Source organism: Asinibacterium sp. OR53, from assembly GCF_000515315.1.
Lineage (GTDB): Bacteria > Bacteroidota > Bacteroidia > Chitinophagales > Chitinophagaceae > Sediminibacterium.
Genome location: NZ_KI911562.1, coordinates 3,480,501 through 3,500,870, shown reverse-complemented (window position 1 = coordinate 3,500,870; position 20,370 = coordinate 3,480,501). Strand labels below are relative to the sequence as shown.

General features: G+C 44.5%; 13 protein-coding genes. 10 read left to right on the top strand and 3 right to left on the bottom strand.

Annotated elements, in window-relative coordinates; translation table 11 throughout:
- Positions 1-16 precede the first annotated feature (16 nt).
- From SEDOR53_RS0115595 to SEDOR53_RS0115570, 5 genes are all read left to right on the top strand, one after another.
- The gene (locus SEDOR53_RS0115595) at positions 17-1,606 is read left to right on the top strand and encodes a SusD/RagB family nutrient-binding outer membrane lipoprotein (protein WP_026770548.1); all 1,590 of its coding nucleotides are present in this window, start codon (positions 17-19) and stop codon (positions 1,604-1,606) included.
- Positions 1,607-1,633: 27 nt separating this feature from the next.
- Complete coding sequence (locus tag SEDOR53_RS0115590) at positions 1,634-2,455, top strand: tyrosine-protein phosphatase (RefSeq protein WP_051416696.1); 822 nt, start codon at positions 1,634-1,636, stop codon at positions 2,453-2,455.
- Positions 2,456-2,495: 40 nt separating this feature from the next.
- On the top strand, positions 2,496-2,921 hold the full coding sequence (locus tag SEDOR53_RS0115585) for a GNAT family N-acetyltransferase (protein WP_026770546.1): 426 nt from the start codon (positions 2,496-2,498) through the stop codon (positions 2,919-2,921).
- 264 nt (positions 2,922-3,185) lie between these two features.
- A complete protein-coding gene (locus tag SEDOR53_RS0115575; protein ID WP_026770545.1) occupies positions 3,186-6,335 on the top strand; it encodes a SusC/RagA family TonB-linked outer membrane protein in 3,150 nt (1,049 codons plus the stop codon).
- A gap of 20 nt (positions 6,336-6,355) precedes the next feature.
- Entirely contained in the window at positions 6,356-8,347 is a 1,992-nt protein-coding gene (locus SEDOR53_RS0115570; RefSeq protein ID WP_026770544.1) for a SusD/RagB family nutrient-binding outer membrane lipoprotein, read from the top strand.
- A gap of 103 nt (positions 8,348-8,450) precedes the next feature.
- Here SEDOR53_RS0115570 and SEDOR53_RS18705 read toward each other — a convergent pair whose 3' ends face one another.
- Both SEDOR53_RS18705 and SEDOR53_RS18295 read right to left on the bottom strand, forming a co-directional pair.
- A complete protein-coding gene (locus SEDOR53_RS18705) occupies positions 8,451-9,125 on the bottom strand; it encodes a nucleotidyl transferase AbiEii/AbiGii toxin family protein (RefSeq protein WP_051416695.1) in 675 nt (224 codons plus the stop codon).
- Positions 9,118-9,447, bottom strand: a complete 330-nt coding sequence (locus tag SEDOR53_RS18295; protein WP_070415596.1) for a hypothetical protein — start codon at positions 9,445-9,447, stop codon at positions 9,118-9,120. Before SEDOR53_RS18295 ends, SEDOR53_RS18705 begins: the two co-directional genes overlap by 8 nt.
- Before the next feature lie 125 nt (positions 9,448-9,572).
- On the opposite strand from SEDOR53_RS18295, the gene SEDOR53_RS19400 reads away from it, so the two are divergent.
- Positions 9,573-9,701, top strand: a complete 129-nt coding sequence (locus SEDOR53_RS19400) for a hypothetical protein (protein ID WP_255346348.1) — start codon at positions 9,573-9,575, stop codon at positions 9,699-9,701.
- Between the two features lie 727 nt (positions 9,702-10,428).
- Positions 10,429-11,748, top strand: a complete 1,320-nt coding sequence (locus tag SEDOR53_RS18290; RefSeq protein ID WP_051416693.1) for a Fic family protein — start codon at positions 10,429-10,431, stop codon at positions 11,746-11,748.
- A gap of 91 nt (positions 11,749-11,839) precedes the next feature.
- Here SEDOR53_RS18290 and SEDOR53_RS0115545 read toward each other — a convergent pair whose 3' ends face one another.
- On the bottom strand, positions 11,840-16,492 hold the full coding sequence (locus SEDOR53_RS0115545) for a DUF3320 domain-containing protein (protein WP_026770543.1): 4,653 nt from the start codon (positions 16,490-16,492) through the stop codon (positions 11,840-11,842).
- Positions 16,493-17,161: 669 nt separating this feature from the next.
- Between SEDOR53_RS0115545 and SEDOR53_RS0115535 the strand changes: the two genes are divergently transcribed.
- From SEDOR53_RS0115535 to SEDOR53_RS0115525, 3 genes are read left to right on the top strand one after another with little or no spacing between them, the layout of a single operon-like run.
- Entirely contained in the window at positions 17,162-17,827 is a 666-nt protein-coding gene (locus tag SEDOR53_RS0115535; protein ID WP_026770541.1) for a hypothetical protein, read from the top strand.
- A gap of 1 nt (position 17,828) precedes the next feature.
- The gene (locus SEDOR53_RS0115530; protein ID WP_037361461.1) at positions 17,829-18,425 is read left to right on the top strand and encodes a hypothetical protein; all 597 of its coding nucleotides are present in this window, start codon (positions 17,829-17,831) and stop codon (positions 18,423-18,425) included.
- Entirely contained in the window at positions 18,412-19,512 is a 1,101-nt protein-coding gene (locus SEDOR53_RS0115525) for an MBL fold metallo-hydrolase (protein WP_026770539.1), read from the top strand. The genes SEDOR53_RS0115530 and SEDOR53_RS0115525 overlap by 14 nt, the downstream gene beginning before the upstream one ends.
- The last annotated feature ends 858 nt before the right edge of the window (positions 19,513-20,370 follow it).

The window sequence follows — 20,370 nt, the reverse complement described above, 5'->3', positions numbered from 1 at the left end:
TTATAAAACCTAACAGATGAAAATAAATTTTTTAAATATCCTCATAAGCCTCACAACGATAACGCTGATAGCAAGCAGCTGTCAGAAAGGCGATCTGCTCTCTAATCCAAACGTTGCAGCAGAAAGTGCCACGGTGCCTGCATCTTTGATCCTCAACCATATTACTGCCAATCTCATGAGAGAGGAAGAGCCCATTATCTCAGCGGTATACCGTTATAACCAGAACATCGTATCAAACTATTCCTACTACTTCGGCGGCAACTCGTATAACTGGTCGAATACCAATCACACGTATGATATGATCAGGTATTGCTCTAAACTGGAAGAGCAGGCGCAGAAACAGTATGGCAATACCACGAACGTGTATTTTGCGTTGAGCAAGTTTTTCAGGGCTTATGCTTTTATCTGGCTCACACAAAGGGTAGGAGATATCCCCATGACCCAGGCCGGTAACCAAAATAACCTTACACCGGTATATGACAGTCAGCACGATGTGTATAAAAACTGCCTGGCATTATTGGATACGGCCAACACGTTGTTGGGAAATTTAACCACAACTGCTACGGCATCTACTAAAGTAGACCCCAGCGGTGATATATTTGGATTGACTTATCTGCAATGGCGTAAAGTGATCAATACTTACAAACTGCGTGTATTGATAGACCTCAGCAAAAGAGCTGATGACAATGCCGACCTTAACATTAAAAGCCAGTTCGCAAATATCATTGCCAATCCTGCCAGTTACCCCATCATGAATTCGAACAGCGATAACATGGTTTATCGTTATACTACGGTTACCCTGTATCCGCCCAACCGTTCGGGTTATTCACCTTATAATAACTGTGAAAATATCAGCCAGACATTCTTCAATGTAACAGCAGCTTATAATGATCCCCGTGTTTTTGTACTGGCCATCCCGGCCCCTGCACAACTGGCAGCCGGCAAACAGGTAAGTGATTTTACTGCTTATGTGGGTGAAGACAATGGTAAGTCGCAAGGGTTGATGTCTAACTTCTCTACCGATGGCAAATATTCTTCATTGAGTTACAACAGGTATATGTCTTCTGCATCGGGGGCCAACGCAGAACCTTATATCCTGCTGGGTTATCCGGAACTTTGTTTCAACATAGCAGAAGCGGCATATAGGGGTTGGATACCGGGTGTTATTGCGGCAGACTGGTACTACAAAGGAATCAATGCTTCTATGAACCTTTATGGTTTGTCGCAAGGGCAAACCGTAACCATCGGAAATGTAGATGGAACTAAACCCAATATGGGAACAGCTACGATCGATATCAATGGATTCCTTGCCAATCCGAATGTGGCTTTTGATATTACCAATGGGCTTACTCAGATACTCACCCAGAAATACGTGGCTTTCTTCATGAATTCGGGCTATGAGTCGTATTACAACTGGCGCAGAACAGGCGTGCCTGCATTCAGCCAGGGGGGAGTGGGTATTGGTACGCCCAGCAACCAGATACCGCTTCGCTGGCAGTATCCTCAGGATGAGATCAACTTCAACAACACCAACTATACTAGTTCCATCGGTACACAATATGGTGGTAAAGATGATGTGACGGCAAAAATGTGGTTGATTAAATAATTTTTTTTGTGCAGTAAAAGAACAGGCATGAAAAAATGGATGTGCGCATTGGTGGTTTGCATGGCTGTGCTTGATAGCCATGCACAGGTGGCGGACAGCGCCAAACGTTTTATTCGATTGGATGGCACAGTCAATTTTCGTGATATCGGAGGGTATGCTACAAAAGACGGCAGGCATGTGAAATGGGGTAAGATATACCGCTCAGATGCTTTGAACAGGTTGTCTGATAACGACCTGAAAAAACTGCAGGACCTGGACATTGGTTTTGTGGCCGATTTCAGAGGGCCTTTTGAAGTGAAGGCTGCGCCGGACAGGCTTCCGGCAGGAACAGTGCGTATTTCTTTACCTGCGGGCAGCGAGCATATAGGTGACAGCAGCAATAAAAGCCTGGGTCTGCAATTGCCACCGGATTCTTCATTGGTAAGTTTTTATCGTAATACTGCTCCTTTCCGTGAAAGGTACAGGCCGGTCTTTGATGCGTTGCTGGGTCTGCAAGCCGGCAATGCTTTGCTGTATCATTGTACAGCAGGTAAAGACAGAACAGGCATTGCCACTGCATTGATATTGTATGCGCTGGGTGTTGATAAAACTGTTATTGTACAGGATTATATTGCCACCAATGTGTATCGCCGTTCTGCCAATGCAAAAGCTATTCCTGCTATGGTAAAAGGATATGGTATGAGTGAAAAAGTAGCCGGCAATATGATGGCCGCGCGCGAAGAATACATAGAGGCTACATTCAGCTCATTAGAAGAACAGTATGGCTCTATCGACAATTATCTTGAAAAGGAAATGGGACTGAACAAAGCCAAGCGTAAAAAACTACAAGCGCTTTATTTGGCTGAATGATGCACCCTATTATTAGCTTTGAAAACTAAAGTCATTTTGTATGCCTGTTCGAAAAGCTGTATTAGCCGATAGTGATGCCATAGAAAACCTGCTTGATCAGTTGGATTATCCGCATACCGGCGGGTTTTTGAAAGAGAAAATGGAAATGATCTTTCAAAACCCGCTGGTATTTCTATTGGTATATGAAACGGATGGGAAAGTAGTGGCGTTCATGGTATTGGAATTCCTGGTTCAATTAGGATTGAAAGGAGATATTGCCAGGATCGGATATTTTTCAGTTGATCATAACTACAGGAGCAAAGGCGTTGGCCGCGAGATGGAACAATACGCCGAAGAACTGGCCAGAGAAAGAAAATGTAACCGAATAGAAGTGCACTGCCATGAAAGGCGGAAGGATGCACATCGTTTTTATTACCGGCAGGGGTACACTGAATCGCCTAAATACCTGATAAAGCTCCTCAGCTAGCTTCCCCATAACCCTTCATCCCCTCTTTTTACCGGGAAAAAGCCCATTTCCACCCGCTGATCCTGCAATTTCAAAAACTTTGCTGTTTTTTGCGTTTTTTTAATGTATTGCTTAACCGGTTCATTGCCCACTTTTTCTATCTGCGGATTTGTGCGTAAAAAAATTGATTAAGGATGCAATGTTTTGCGTGGTCATTATGTCTATAGCGATCATTCCCAATCGATACCGATTACAAAGATTTTATAAACAACCAAAAGTATACTTATGAGAAAATGGAAGCTTTTTAGTTTGGTCATGCTTGTGTTCATGAGCATGATGACAAACAACCTCGTTGCCCAAGGCGTTCCCATTAGCGGAACCGTACTTGCAGACGATGGTACTCCGCTGGCGGGCGTAACAGTTACCGTAAGCGGTACCAACCGGTCGGCTGTAACGGATGATAAGGGCAAATTCACCATTAATGCCAGCAAAAACGCAACGCTGCAATTCAGCTATGTGGGCTATACCACACAGAAGGTAAAAGCCACAGCCGGCATGCAGGTAAGCCTGGCAAAAGATACCGCGCAGCTGAATGATGTGGTTGTTACGGCGATGGGTATTAAAAAAGAACGAAAGGCATTGGGATATTCAGTTACTGACCTGAATGCGCAGGAATTGATGAAAAATAAAAACACCAATGTTGTTAACTCTTTAGCAGGCAAGGTGCCAGGTGTAAACATCACGCAATTCAGCGGTTCGGCAGGCGCCGGAGCTTCTATCACCATCCGCGGTGGTAACTCTACCTCTGAGGGCAGGCAGAACCAGCCTTTATTTGTGATCGACGGTGTTATATACGATAACTCAACCACTGTTACCGGTAATACGGGTACCGATGGTTTGTCGCGCAGCAACACCACTTTCTCAAACCGTATCATGGATGTGAACCCGGAAGACGTGGAGAGCCTGTCGGTGCTGAAAGGCGCTGCTGCTGCTGCGTTGTACGGATCAAGGGCGGCCGACGGTGTGGTTATTATCACTACAAAGAAAGGAGCTGAAGGTGTTGTAAAAGTGAATGCTACCAGTAAAGTAAGCACTTCCTGGGCAAATAAATTACCCGAAGTGCAAACCCAATTTGGTAATGGTGTTTATTCCAGCAACGGTGTGTTGAATAATATTTCGTATAGCAACTGGGGACAAAAACTTACCTCCGCAGATACACTGTACAACAACATCGGTAACTTCTTTCAGAACGGTATTGTGTATGACAACAACGTAAACGTGTCGGGCGGTTCAAAAAACGGTTCTTTCTTTTTATCGGGATCTAATTTTGATCAAACAGGTATTGTTCCCAACACGAAATATGATAAAACTACTTTTCGTTTTAACGGCGAACAGAAGTATGGGGCTTTAACACTGAATGCGAATGTTGCCTATTCGATAGCGAATATCAACAGAACACTGACTACTGCTGGATTGTATGGAAGCGGCGTTGGAAGTATGCAGTCGTTGTACACTTTCCCGCAAACATTCAATATCAAGAATTACCTCAACCCGGATGGTTCGCAGCACCGGATCTTTGCCGGAACACTTCCGCTGGAAAACGATATCGATAACCCATACTGGATTATCAACAAAGACAACCTGACTTCACAAACCAAGCGTATCACCGGAGGCATCAACGGAACCTATAAGATTGCAAAATGGTGGGACGTAATAGCCCGTTTGGGATACGACCAGTACTCAACCAATGATTACACCTATATCGCGCCCGGATCTGCGTTAGCCCCGCTGTATCAGAACGGCCGCTTGAGCAAAGACCTGTATGACTATCGATATATTACCACAACTGTCATGAGCAATCTCCATAAAACCTTTGGCGATTTTGATACGCACCTGATGTTGGGAACAACTTCTGAAAACACGCTGATATCAAACCAGAATCATTGGGGATATAATTTTATTACAGCCGGTACCATCAGCTTTAATAATATGGCATCGACCAATAAATTCTTTACTGATGGTACAACGAGAAAGCGTTTGGTAGGTGCTTATGGAGAAGTTGGTGCTTCTTATAGAAACATCGCTTTCCTTACTGTAACCAGCCGGAATGACTGGTCTTCTACATTGCCCCTGGAAAACAACTCGTATTTCTATCCTTCCGTTAGCGGATCTTTTGTGTTTACGGAATTGTTGCCCAAAAACAATATTCTTTCTTTCGGTAAGGTACGTGCGAGCTGGGCGAGGGTTGGTAAAGATGCCAATGCCTATGCAACGAATACTTATGTAAATCCTCCGATCTCTATTGGTGGATATACCGGCATTGGTAACCAGTACTACTCAGGTAATCCTTACCTGATACCAGAGATTCAAAACTCATGGGAAGTAGGTGGTGAGCTCCGATTCCTGAACGGGCGCATTGGTTTGGATTATACGTATTATCACAGCGAAACAGAGAACCAGATCGGTCAGCCGCGCTTAGCCCAGTCCGGTGGATTTATTTTCAGCACTCTTAATTCCGGCTCTGTGCTTAATACAGGTATGGAGATTGCAGTTACCGGTAAACCCATCGTAACAAGAGATTTCACATGGGATGCGACACTGAATTTTTCTTATAACAAAGGCAGGCTGGGAGCCTTCATTCCGGGTGTAGCTTATTTCTACCCTACGGATGCTCAATTCGGAACCATCAAAGCGGCATCCATCCCCAACGGTGGTTACTTTTTGGGAATGACGGGCCAGCCCTATTTGCGTGAACTGGATGCCAAAGGCGTTGAAATACCCAACGGACGTTACCAGGTAGATCCTTCTACAGGATTCTACAAACTGAACACGACCAACCCGGTAGTAGGTAACCGTGAACCGAGTTGGATCGGCGGGTTTAACAATACATTCCGCTACAAAAAATTCGCTTTGTCATTCCTGCTCGATATCCGCAAGGGAGGAGATGTGTTCAATGGTACAGCGTATGCGATGGTTACAAACGGGTTGAGCAAATTAACAACACAGAACGGTCGCCAATCGGTAACCGTGTCTGGTGTTAACAGCCTTACAGGTGCTGATTTCAACCAAACCTATACAGCGGGACAGTCGTACGTGATCAATGGAACAACCTATTCCGGCAACTATCTCATACAGCAGTATTGGCAGAATTATGCGGCCAACTCATACAATTTTATCACTTCTGTTAATTGGGTGAAACTGCGTTCCCTGTCGTTGTCTTATGACTTCTCAGATTATTTCAAGAACAAGAAGATCATCAAGGGACTTACAGCAACCGCTGTGGGAACGAATTTATTTACATGGACAAATTACAAAGGAATGGATCCTGAAGTAAGCGCTGCGGGCGGAACAGGAGGTTCAGGTTCTACAGGTATAGATTACCTGGGTGTGCCTGCAACAGCGAGTTTCACTTTCGGGGTAAATATTATGTTTTAACCAATGAAAAAATGAAGATTATGAAAAGCTCAAAATATATATTGGCGATTTCACTGCTTGCACTGGGAGCAACCTCATGTAAGAAGTTCCTGGATGTAAATACGGATCCGGATAACCCGAACAATAAAAACGTATTGGTTCAAAACAGGCTACCCTGGATAGAACATTTTTACCAGTACACATCGGGCGTTACCAATTTTCGTACGTCGTGCCAGGCGGGTGTTTATTATTCCAACAGTGGTAACCCCAATTCATTCAGTACCACATGGCAATGTGCCAGCGGCAATTCAACAACGCCCTATCAAACATGGTTTGTAGAAGTGTCTTCCAATGTGGTTGATATGTATAACTCGGCCCAGAAGCAGGGGGCCTATCATTATATGGCTGCGGCAGATGTATTCCATGCATTGGGTTATATGCAGATGCTGGACTTGTATGGAGAAATGCCTTATACGCAGGCAGGAACAGGGAACCCGAGTCCCAAACCAGATGATGGCAAAACCATTTATAACGGATGCATGGCAAAATTGAATGAAGCCATCAGCTTGTTCGGTAAAACCCAGGATGCCGCAGCGCCCGCGCTGGCTACCGGCGATCTGTGGAACGGCGGAGATGTAAGCAAGTGGATAAAAATGTGCTGGGGATTGAAAGCCCGTTATATGCTCAAGCTGTCGAAAAAAGCGGAGTTCAATCCGGATTCTGTGCTGTATTGTTTGTCGAAGGGCCCGCAGTCCATTGCCGACAATATCGTAGGCCCGGGCTTCAACAACAGCACAATAACCGATTATTTGTATGGCGATCCGGTGGTAACAAACGGCAACTTTGACTACGCAGCTTACGGAAGTTCCAACCGCATTTCTCAGTACTATTATAACCTGCTGACCAATATGCGTGGTTCAGGTGTAACAGATCCCCGCATGAGTAAAATTGTACCGGCTTATATGTCGGGCGTGCAACTGGATGGCAATGGTAAAGTGGCTTCTTATACCTGGACCCGTGCACAGGGCGTGGATTCTTATGGCCCCGCAGCCCGCTTATTGAAAGGAGGCGCCACTTCTATTCAAACACCCACTTATGCCGCTGTAAATACGAAAATAACATACACTATCGCCGATCCAACAGACCGTGCAAATTTTGCTGCCGTACAGATAGCAGCAGGACGTTATGATGCCAGCAGCAGTGGTAATAACGTAGTAGTGATCTACAAGGCCGGTTCTATTTTTGTTAACAGCACCAATTACCTGTATGCAGGCGATACCATTTATGTAAACCTGCGCAGCAGTTCTGTTGCTACATCAGGCATCACTGCACAGGGACAAACAGATGTGAGCTGGTATCCTTCTACCGCCGCGTTCAACGCCGGCGTGGTGGCGTCTACCGGTTCATTCCAGGTTCGGCCAGTTTCAGACCAGGAGATCGTGACTTACCATGAAATGTGTTTTATCAAGGCCGAAGTTTATATGCGAAAAGGAGATGCGGGAAATGCGTATACAGCATATAAAGCCGGTATCCAGGCACATATGGATATGATGCAGGCTAAACTGGCCCAATGGAAAGCCGCTGGATATACTGCTACCAATCCTGATATGGCACCTATGGATCAAAATGCCATCACTGCTTATATGGCGAGTACTGCCGTTGCCCCGGGTGCGCTGACAATGTCAGACATCATGTTGCAAAAGTATGTCGCGATGGGTTGCAGCATTGAAAACTGGAATGATATGCGGCGCTTTAATTTCAGCGCCGGTAACATTGCTGGCTTTGGTGTTGTTTACCCGGGTTATCAGCGTGGACCTTTGTTTACAGGCCAGTCGCAGTTAACAGGTGGTTCCCCAACAGATCCCAGGTACTGGATGCGCCGTTGGCAGTTGCCGCCGGTTTATGAGATCAATTACAACTCTGTAAATACACTTGCGTTAAATAAACATGCTGCTGATCCCAATATCTGGAGTATGCCGGTTTGGTGGGATTGTGCAACGGATGATGAATATTATGGGTATCTTAAAAATTAGCGATCCAATATCATGTGATTAATCTTTAATGAAAAGAGGCTGTCTCAAAAGAGGCGGCCTCTTTTTATTGAACGGATAGGTTATACAAAAAGGAGGAGAGAGTCTAGTTAACCGGCTTTGCTGGTGGCAATTGAAAACCTCTTTTACTCATATAATCTCTGACTTTCCTGCGCCAGCTTGCTTTTGCGACTCTATATAACTTGCTGGATGGAATAATATTAAGTTGATCATCTGAGTGTGTAGGTCTGTTGTCAGCAGCTATGTAACCGGTTTCATCAAAAGCCAATAATGCTTTTGGGTCATCAGCTGGATTTGGGTGCTCGTCCAGGTCGAATGCCCATTCATCAGCCTCACTTGAAAAACTGGTTTCTTTTTCCTGATATCTATCGATTAATTCTTCTAACGAATAACCCTTCTGGTCAGTTATTAAATCAAGATCATACGCATCTTTTTTTGCCATGCGCGAGCAAAGACTCTTCAATTTCAATACACCTATGTCTTTGACAGTAACCATCCTGATTGCATCGTTGATCTCAAATTCGTCGAGTAAAGGAACATTTTGCATGATCTCGACTTTGATCTGCTCACAAATGTTTTCTAAACCCTTTATTCCAATCATAGAAGGTGAAAACAGGTCGATGTCAACTGAAATACGATGTCCATATCTCAGTGCCAAATTGGTCCCGCCGGCAAGCCCAAACTCGGAAAGAGATGATAGTTGTTGCAATTCGTGTATAGTTTCCAGTAATTCCTGGGAAACAGCCTGATTATCAGACATGATTCAATTGACGTCTTTCCGCTTTATTTTGACGCGGATGAGTAAAACGATTAAAGGCGGGAACATGATATCGACTGGCAACTAAAGCAAGCAATTTATTGCTTAGAAGTTCTTTGGTGGATTTCAATTCGTGAAGGATCTCAGTTTTACTATAAATCCTCTCGAGTCGTTCGATATCTCTGTCAAAGGTTTGGGGGGTAGTGAAATAAAGCGCTCTTGCAACAATAAGAGATTTATCCCGGTCAGCTTTTAGCTGATCGAATTTCATATCCCAGAATGATTCTTTGGGTAAAATCTCTGTTATGTTCACATTTTCCTTCACTGGTGTAAAATTAATCAATTTTCTAACTGATAGAAGCTCCTAATTTGTAAAATTTTTGGAGTTTCTTAGGTGTTCTAGCGAATTTTTTGTCAAAACTCCTAATTTAGTGAAAATTTGGAGTTGTTATGAATAAACCGGAAAGAGTTCCGATTGTGCCCATGAATTTCAATTACGCGGAATTCCTTGCGAAGCTGGATGAGGAGCAATTCAGGCTTTTATTCGAACTCAACGACACGAAATTATTACTACGATAAATGGAAATACCTGGCCGCAGACTCGGGGATGGACCCTCAGTTAACTCCAACCTCATATGGGTAACATTCGGGGGAAGCTTACACCACCCCTATTAATTGGTTGATATTTAATGGTCTGTTGAAGGAAAATAGTTCTGTGATTCGAAGCTGCTTCGGGAGCGTTTCGAGTGTTCTTCGACTGTCTCTCGGGATCGATTCGGGATTGATTCGGGTTTCCTTCGGAGATCCTTCGAGACCGCTTCGGGATCGCTTCGCAAATTCCCGAAGCAATCCCGAAGAAACACCGAAGCAGGTGCGAAGGAAACCCGAATCAATCCCGAAGCAGGTGCGAAGGGGCCCCGAAGCGCTCCCGAAGGAATGCCGAAAAAACTGCTTTATCGCAGATAGCTTTTTAAAAGATTGTGCATTCTGGCATTGTACTCGAGCAGGATCATAATACTGCCCCTGTTTTTTTCGTAGTATTTCTTCAGCAAGCTTTCAGTCGAAAGTCCATCGGTACGCGCAGTGCAATTGCCTTAGACCTTTTCCTTCGACCATTGAACTCGCCTATTATACGTTTCCATTAAGAGCGGGTTAGAATTGTATATTGTTACCTTTTATTATTGACCAAAGTTGACTGCTTTCTAACTGACAGAAACTCCTAATTTGTAAAATTTTTGGAGTTTTTTGAGGTATTCTAGCGGACTTTTTGTCAAAACTCCTAATTTTGACAAAATTTGGAGTTATTATGAATAAGCCGGAACGGGTTCCGATTGTGCCCAGGAATTTCAATTATGCGGAATTCCTCGCGAGCCTGAATAACGAGCAATTCAGGCTTTTATTCGAACTCAATGACACGAAATATCACTACTACGATAAATGGAAATACCTGGCATCAGACTGGGGGATGGACCCCCAGCAGCTTTGGGCCGGTGTAAAGACGGCACGTATCGGGCAAAAATCACTGACTATTTCCCAGCTTCCCGGGTTCAGCTTCAAGGTAAATACGCCCACAGTCGTACAGGAATATCTCCATACGTTTGACATGAACCTTGGCGGCAACCTGCAGGGTGATACTGTCATTCCCTCGGAGGACCAGGATCGGTATTTGATCAGTTCACTGATGGAAGAAGCCATTGCGTCTAGTCAGCTGGAAGGTGCGGCAACCACCCGAAAAGTGGCCAAAGAAATGCTGGAGAACAACCGTAAGCCCCGCAACCATTCCGAGCAGATGATCCTGAATAACTACGAGGCGATGAAATGGATCGTAGCACATAAGGAGGAACCGTTCACCATCGACAGGATCAAAACACTGCAGGCCATTATTACCAAAGACACCCTTTATGGGGAAGAGCCGGGCACTTTCAGGACCACAGATGATTTCAATGTCGTTGATGTTCAGACCGGGGCAGTATTATATAGCCCTCCCGTGGCCGGACAGTTGGACGACCTCATGAAGGCCTTCTGCAACTTCGCTAATGATGACCTGAAACTTTCCTTTTTTCTTCATCCCATCACCAGAGGTATTATCGTTCATTTCCTGATGGGGTATATTCACCCTTTCCCTGACGGTAATGGGCGTACGGCGCGAACCCTTTTTTACTGGTATCTGTTGAAACACGGGTACTGGCTAATCGAATACATGTCCGTTTCAAGGATTATCCTGCATTCCAAAGCGCAGTATGCCAAGGCGTACCTGCATACTGAACAGGATGACAATGACCTGACTTATTTTATCATCTACAATCTTAAATCCATAGACAAAGCGCTGGATGAACTCAGGCAATATATCAAGCGAAAAACGACGGAAAAGCAGAATGCATTAACCCTGCTCAGACATACCAACTTTAATGAACGACAGATCATCCTTCTACAGGAACTGATGCAGGACTCTACACTGTTTTTTACGGTTCAGCAGGTACAGAATAAGTTTGGAGTCAGTAATCAAACGGCAAGAAATGATTTAAACGGTCTTGCAGAACAAGGAATATTTGAAAAGCGCAGGACCGGCCACAGAATGCAATTTTTGCCGAGGCCTGACTTTATGAAAAAGATACAAGGCAAATAGATAATGATGCAAAGCGTAGGTGAAGGAAACTGCCGGCAGAATATGCTGCTCGACTCAATCAAATATTCGGCTAATATTCTGTATTTTCTTGTCAATCTTTTATTGGTTTTAGCCATTCTTTATCCAAGGCGATGATATTGTTGGTGATCGCTGTATTAATGTTTGCTTGAATTGATTCACGCATTTCTTCAGTTACACGCAGCCATCCAAACATTTTTGCTATAATGGGAATAGCAGCGTATGCTTGGATGGCCACTGCATCAGCCACCGTCTTCTGTATGGCTAGCATCATTTCTTCTGGTGCAATGAATTCGAGTTTTCGAGAAAAGGAGGGCAGTAGACTGCGATCACGTACTACTGCTTTCTGTATGCCTGGTATCCATAAAAATTCATCTTTCATACTGAGTGTGCCTTGACTTTGTGCGAAAGACGCTGCCATTTGTAATGTTTCTCGTATACGGCTGCCAATGCGGGCGATGCCAGCTGCTTCAGTAATACGCCTTGCTACCTCATCAAAATGGACTGGGCTTTCAATCTGGACAATCTGTTCCATCCATTCAGCGAGTTTGCCAACTGGATGAAGGTGTAATTCTACGCCGACAATGGATTCATTCAGCCGGCCAGTAGTATAATATACTGGTGCTTTAACTTCCAACATTGCTGTTTCGCGGAGTATTGCCTGAGCAGATTCATGTAGTTCTCGCTGTTTGTCCTGTTCTGCGTCATCGACCTCCATTTGTACACGCGCTTTTTCGATCGCTCCTATTACCCGTTTTAATTCTTGATCAGGATTTCGGAACCAATCAGTGCTCCATATTCTGTGTATGCGCCAACCAATGCCCTCTAGTACTTGCTGCCGGAGGCGATCTCTGTCGCGGGCCGAGCGGGCACTATGATATGAAGCGCCGTCGCATTCTATACCTAGCAAATAACGTCCTGGGTTTTGAGAATCGACGATTGCCAAATCAAGATAGAATCCATGTGAGCCAACCTGACTGCGGACTATATAGCCTGCGGTAGTTAATTGCTGCGCAACAATCTCTTCAAATGGACTTTGCGGTCCGAGTTCGGTTTCCTCGACCAGATGAAGTTTCCCGTGTTGTGCGAAATACAGAAAATCCTTTAGTATTCGTATCCCTATACTTTTGGTGCGTGTAGTGTCTATATCGTCAGCTGTAATATTCGTAAAGACTTCGCATCGCATTTTGGCACGACTGATGAGTACGTTTAACCGCCTTTCACCACCATCGTTGGTTAGTGGCCCGAATGCCATAGCCACAAACCCTTCTGCTGTTTTCCCGTAACCAATACTGATAAATATTACGTCACGTTCATCGCCTTGTACGTTTTCCAGATTCTTTACAAAAAAGGGTTCATTGTGATGACCATTGAAGAAGTTTTCCAGTTCAGGCTGGCGTCGGCGTTTAATCTCTAATGCATTTAGAATAGCATCCTTTTGCGCTGTACTAAAAGCCACCACACCGAGGCTTTGCTTTGGATGCATCTGCGCATGGCTGATTACGGCATCCGCAACCGCTTCAGCCTCCAATATATTCGAACGTGTTTTGCCTCTGTCATAAGCCGTTTGAGGAAGATGATGATATACTAGACCGAGCCGATGGCGAGAGCCTGGGCTGGGGAATATAACCAGTTTGTTTTCATAGAACGCATGATTGGAAAGGGTAATTAGCGACTCATGTTTACTTCTATAATGCCAACGGAGCATGCGTCGAGCATTCATTTTAGCATCGAATAATCCAAGTATACTTTGCATATCTGCAGTTACGTTATCTTCATCATCATTCTCTTTGCTCATAGAATCAAAGAAACTCGTCGGTGGCAATTGTTTGCTGTCGCCAACTACTACTACCTGCTTTGCTCGGAGGATAGCGCCTAATGCATCTACGGGTTTAACCTGACTGGCTTCATCAAATATTACAAGATCAAATTCAACACTTCCTGGTGGAATGAAATTAGCGATGGAAAGCGGACTCATCATAAAGACTGGCTTGATTGCTTGTATCGCATGGCCTGCTTCTGACATTAGTTTGCGGATAGGTTTGTGACCACGTCGCTTATTAAATTCCGTTTTAAGAGTACCCAATTGACCACCTGCTTCTCCGCGTGGAATAGAGGTGTAGTGGGCTAGTGCTACCTTTGTGCGATTATATTGTTGTTGCAAACGGTCCATTTCCTGAAAACGTCTTATGACTTCTTCGTGACTGGCACGCTCGAAACGACGCAGTGCGGGGTATTTTTCTATTGCATGGGTGAGTAAATGTTCAAAATAGGTTTTGCGCAATGCAGTGGTAAGATGTTCTGCAGCACCTTCCCAATCGATACTATGTTCAATCAGGTAATCAAACCCCTCTTCTTGGGCGGCTTCGACCAAATTGTTCCAGGCAATTATTTTATGAATATCGAGAAAGGAGGTGCTCCAGGATTGATAATAGTTAAGCTGATCACTATATTTACCGGATGGTAGTCGCATTTTTGCGATATCGGTCCATGTTGCTATCAAACTGTCATAATGCTGCAAAGCATCTGTTATTTCCTGGTACAAATTTGCAAATTTCATACGGTCAAAGCCGGTCTCCAGTAACATTAATAATTGCGAGCTTAGGGCACTAGCCTCTATGCCTTTATGTATACGACCGAGGTAGATTGCGCAAGTTTTGAGTTCAATAAAATTTGCTTTAGGAAATAATCTTTCTCCAAATAGTGAACTACTGAGTGATTCCTGTGCATTAATGTTTGTGGAAAGCTTTTGTGTTTCTAATATGGTATCTACCAGTTCCAGCCTTAAAATGTTTGTGGGAGGAAGCGAGGTTTTGCATAAGCCCTTTAATTTCTTTATTGCACGGTTATAATCCTTTTTAATAAAGCGATACCATTTGTCGCCATAATTAACTAAGTTGGTTCGCACGTCAATCAAAGACTCCTTCCACCCGTTATGTATCAATTCATCTTCTAGTTTTTCGCATGCAGGCCAAAACACAGCGTGCATATTCAAGAGGTCTATTATCTCCTCCTGTCTATTATTCCATCTATTGTCAGTAATAGATAATTTTTCCAATTGTGGTGCCTCAGAAGCCGCAAGCAGTGTCGGCGCTATTGACTCCATGTCTTTTTTATCGTGAGGAAGAGATACGGATAGAATTGCAGCAGACTGTTTGGCCAGTTCTGATAATACCTGCACATGTATTGAAAGTTTTATTAACAGACTGCGCATCTGTTCTTCCTCTTTGGGCATGAGTACTTTTAGTTTACTTCCCCAAAAAGAAAGGCGTGATGGTGTGCCAATCTCTTTAAGACGAACTTTTATTCTTTCTGCGAACGCTTCGGCTCTTATCAGCTGCTGGCTATCCCAATTGTTGATATTAGAGATACGGATTTCCTGCAAAGTGGCTCCATGTGACTGCATGCGTATTTGTAGCAAATGTCCAATAATGGTATGCACAGATAAGCCGCTTGCTCCTACCACTGCGTTTACAGCCTCACAATAGTCATTTAGTTCACCTCGGAAATTGTCCAATAATGTAAGTTCCTGTTCCAGCCTTGATAAGGTCGGTTTCCCGAGATCTAGAATGCGTTTAAGTTCATCGTGAAGTAATTTCTTATTTGACTTATGGCTATGCAATTCTAAGCAAGCCTCGCCGAGATGTATACTGTCAAGTCTTCGTTTCACAACATCCAAAGCAGCCATTTTTTCAGCGACAAACAATACTTTTTTATTATTACCTATTGCATCTGCAATCAGATTGGTGATGGTCTGTGACTTACCGGTACCGGGCGGTCCTTGAATAACCATATCTTTACCCTGCCGCACTGCCAACATGGACAATATTTGCGAACTATCTGCATCCACTACCTGAAAGAGTTTGTCAGCCGGCGTATCGCGATCTATAAACGAGGATTCATCATACTGCAATTGTACATTGGAAAACCCTTCTCCGAATAACTGGTTAAGCAATGGATGTGCAACTGGCTTTTTATCATCTGGCCATTTAGAACTGTCAAGATCATGATAGATCATAAACTTACCGAAGGAAAAGAAGCCTAACTGTATATTGTTGTGTTGCAATTTCCAATTAGACATTTCAGCGATAGCCTGTTCTACATTTTCGTAGTAAGAATTTATATTGAAGTCGTCCGGTTCAGGAAAGACGGGCATCCCAATGCTAAACTCTGTTTTAAGTTTTGCTTCCAGTGATATATTTGCCTGTATCTCATTCTCATTGTAGCTAAGGCTAAAGCGGTCTCGAGCACTAGAACGATGCAATTTAACGGGGACGAGTACAAGGGGCGCCAGTCTTTGTTCTTTGCTGTTCTCAGACTCATACCATTCGAGCATGCCAAGAGCTAGAAAAAGTGCATTTACGCCCTGCTCTTCAATGAACGTATTGGCTGCATAAAATGTGTTCAACAATTTGTACTGTAATGATGTATCTGATTCATTGGTCTGGAGCTTATTGTCCGAATAATGATCTTCAAGTTCCTCTTGAGATAGCTCAGGTATCAGTAGTTCTTCTAATCCCGATTCGCCTTTTTTTGTAGAACGGCTGCCGAACCCCATTGTTTTTTGTGTACTGACCAGTAACTGGTAGATCATCTCTGATTTCTCATCTACAATGGATAGGCCACGGGCTGAGGTGGGGCGATAATTTAGTAGCGGGTTTCTCATTCCGAGGTCCAGCAATTCCTTGCGCGCAGCTTCTAGCCGTACAGTGAGGGTATCCTGCATGGGGTTAACATTTATAAATGGATGGATTGGGGGGAGAGTAAAATAAGAGAAATTACTGAAGACGAACAAGAAAATTTTCTAAGCGAAAACAAAGGAATTGAGCGTTCATGTAGTCTGACGATAAACGAAATGCGAGTCTTTTTCCTTTGTACTTTACCTAAGTGTAAGAGTCATAAATTCGGCTTTTACAGAAAAGCAAAACCGCAGCTACTGCTGCGGGTCACTTGTTGCCTGGGCTGGACGTTTCTCGAACCACTTTTTGGGGGACTTAAGATTGGTTACCGAACTAAACACCTGATATACAAATGGCCCAAGTAAACTAGTTCTTTTCAAGGATGCCTATTTTGTTAAACAAAGAAACCCTTTCCGTAACATCTGTGGAGATCCGGTCCGAGGCGAAGGTTGTTTAGATGGGGCAACATTGGGTCCATGCAGGTGATTTCTAGAAAATTTATTCAGTGATAGGGGTAAAACACCAAAAAAAGGTATTTTCACGGTTATGTGGATGGCCTAATTTCCAGTATTTTGTGCTCGGTGACAGCATTTTCGGCTTATCGTGCTGTTCAGGACCGCGAAACCGATAAATTTTGTTTTCTGAAAATCTGTCGTAACTTTATGATTAATAAGCGTTTTTAATTGTTTTGCACACTTTAATCATCGAATGAGCATATGCTGAAAGAGTACCTGGAGGTATATCGATTGAGTATTGTCGTTGTAGGTAATTTCAACCCTGTGATCATTCAACCCTTCTGGCTGGCTCAGAAAAAATTGATTCGTGAGCAGGAGGCCCAGGATGCCGTCGTTGAGATTATCCATCCAAGCATTGTTAAATTCAAATTGGATTGGTGTGAATTCGAGATCGGCACTGAAAGGATGGAAGTCAGGACTAGTAGGGATGCCCTTTTTGATGCGCTCAATGACCTGGTCAAGAGTATTTTTGGGATATTAAAAGAAACACCGGTGAAGGCGGTCGGGCTCAATCATCTGCTATATTACGCGATGCCGGATGAGGAACGTTATTATGAAGTGGGTAATCGGCTGGGCGGTTTGACAAATTGGAAGCGTTTGTTCAAGGATCCCCGCCTGTTTATTCTCGATGTCGGCGAGGTCCAGCGATCGGATGGAAAGATGGGATCTAAGCGGATCCGGGTTGCGCCGGCAGATATTCCGCTGCCAACGCCATACAGCCTGCTAGTATACATCAACGATCATTTCGACCTGTCGGACGGGGTGAGGGGGTTGCAGACGCTGCTGAAGGAAGATTTCGCCGAGTCCGTAGCATCAGCGAGTGAAGTGCCAGGCGTTTTATGGGAAGTCATGAATGCAACAAAATAATATGTTCAATATACAGAATACGGATCGATCATTGTCTTCGGTGCCCAGCAAGGTGACAAACTCTGCCAGCCTTTTCCAGGGACAGGCCTATATGGTGAGCAAGGAAAGGTTGATCGAGGGAACGATCGAGCAATTCAATTGGCAGCGGCAACAGGATAACGTGGGTGAGTTTATGTCTGGCTCGACCCATCGGGAGGACGATCGTGGCCGGTTGGGTGAAACAGTCGAGCGGCTGGTCCAGGCGGCACTGCCGTTACAGGCGAAGGGGTTTTTTACGAGCGAACAAAGATGGAAAGGACATATTACGAAATTGACCGACACGGAATTTGAAGCCAGAATGGAAGACCTGACCAAACCTGGAACCTTTGAAATAGGTGAATTTGAAATTCGGGATGTATCACCTGGTGACCGGGAACTTTTGAGCATAGGAGCAGTTTTTTACTGGAGTATCGGCCGCTCGTTTAACGGCAACCAGGTGGAAAAAAATGCCCTGATGCGTTTTCAACGGCTGACCAGTTGGTCGCAAGAGGAATTTGATGTGGCGACAGACAAGGGATCGGAATTGTATGAATTTTTTAACAACGATGGCGACATTTGATAGCCCAGGAAGTACTACCGGAGAAATTACCTTATTGGGAACGGGCGGCGGCTATGGGGAATCGGCTGTGGTTCATTTGGGAAACAACAGGTGGCTGATCATTGATTCTTGTATCAATCCAATCACCCGTCGAGCTTTGCCGCTAGAGTACTTGCAAAAGATTGGTGTTTCGATGAGTGACGTGTGCTTGATCATTTGCACGCATTGGCATGATGATCATATTCTGGGTATAGCCGCTGTGCTGGAAGCCTGCGTTAATTCGAAGTTCGCCTTTGCCAGGGCGAATGATCTAAGAAAATTCCTGCAATTTGTACAGTTGGATTATTCGAAGCTGAAAACAAATCAATCGAATTCGTCGACAGTGGAATTTGGTCGTTGTATGGACATTTTGCTGGCCAGGAAGGTTCAGCCAATCTGGGCGGGGCAGGATCGGGTGCTGTACCGGGAGCAGCTGGGCGAAGGCATCAGCAGTGAGGTGATTAGCCTTTCACCATCGGATGCGACAATTGCAACATTCGACGCGGAGGTTTCCAGCCTGATCACAGAATTCGGGCCGCCGAACAAGAAGATCGTCGTTCGGTCGCCCAATGCGAAGTCGGTTGTTACGTTTATCAAGCTCGGAAATCACCGCGCATTGCTTGGGGCCGACCTCGAGGTGGGTTCGGCGGCCGATGAGGGATGGAATAATATTCTCAACGCTTGTGCAACGATTGACCAGCGCGCCTCGCTGTTCAAGATCCCACATCATGGTTCTGAGAACGGCTATCATCCGGAGGTCTGGAAACGATTGCTCGTGGAAGATCCCGTTGCCAAGCTGACGCCGTGGAATTTGCATGATAAACTCCCGCAAGCAGCGATGTTGGAGGTATTCAAGAAACACAGTAAGCAGGTATATATGACTTCCCCTATTGTGGGTGCCGGCAAACCGAAGAAACGCAGAAAGAACGTAGAGAAGCTATTACGGGAACTGGGTGGCAGGTTACACGAGGTCAAATTTACGGAGGGCACGATCCGGTCGAGGATTGCGATGGACGACAAAGCCGCGCAATGGGAAGTGGTGGCTTTTCCGGCGGCGATTCAAGTTTAGTGTGCCTATGCTGGAGAAGGCGCCATGTACCCGATCCGATTTGATATCCGACTTAAGCGCCTCCTTCCAATCTCCAAAATAGTACTCCGTGTAGACCTATAGCAAAAAAATATCGCGATCTCGGGCGAGTTTGCTTTTTTCGGAACAAAGTTGTGATCTCACCATTGAATGATTTGTTCTTCTTCCAAATGAACGGAAGACTTGCGTTTAACAGAGATATGAACGTCCTCGAAAATGATTTCTTGCTGTTCTTTTGTTATGTGTCCAACTTTGCGTGACCAGTATACGATTTTTTTAAGGCGTTTAAGTGGCCAATGATGGTTGAAGACTTAAGCTCCGCGCGATCCTGACAGTATTTTTTGAAGTCAAAAAGATCGTATCATCCAGATCCTTAAAAATGATCTCGGCATTGAAGGAATTAGGATTATAGTCTTTGACGAGCTCCCGGAGAATGGCTGGAAAGTTAAGCGGCTTTTTTGCCTTGTAATATCTTTCGCAAAGTTTGTCCAGGGTATTCATCTTTTCTTTTATGCGCTCATTGATGACAAATGCAAAAGGATGGGGGTTTTTGACCCAGGCATTTGTTTTACCAGGCCATTAGTCTTCGCGAACTTTTTGCGGGACGTTTACCGTGTGATACTTGTAGACATTGATCAGTCCGATTCTAAAGTGAATGGATCTGAGATTGTTATGGCGGTTTTTCTTGCGCCAATTCCAGACGGGACTATAAGAAGGTAACATGTGGTTGAAGGCACCAATAAGTGTAAATAAATGTGTAAAGATATTTTCGGAAATTGACGGACACTAAAGAAATCCACAAAATGAAAGAACCCGCTACAAGTCAATGCCGTAACGGGT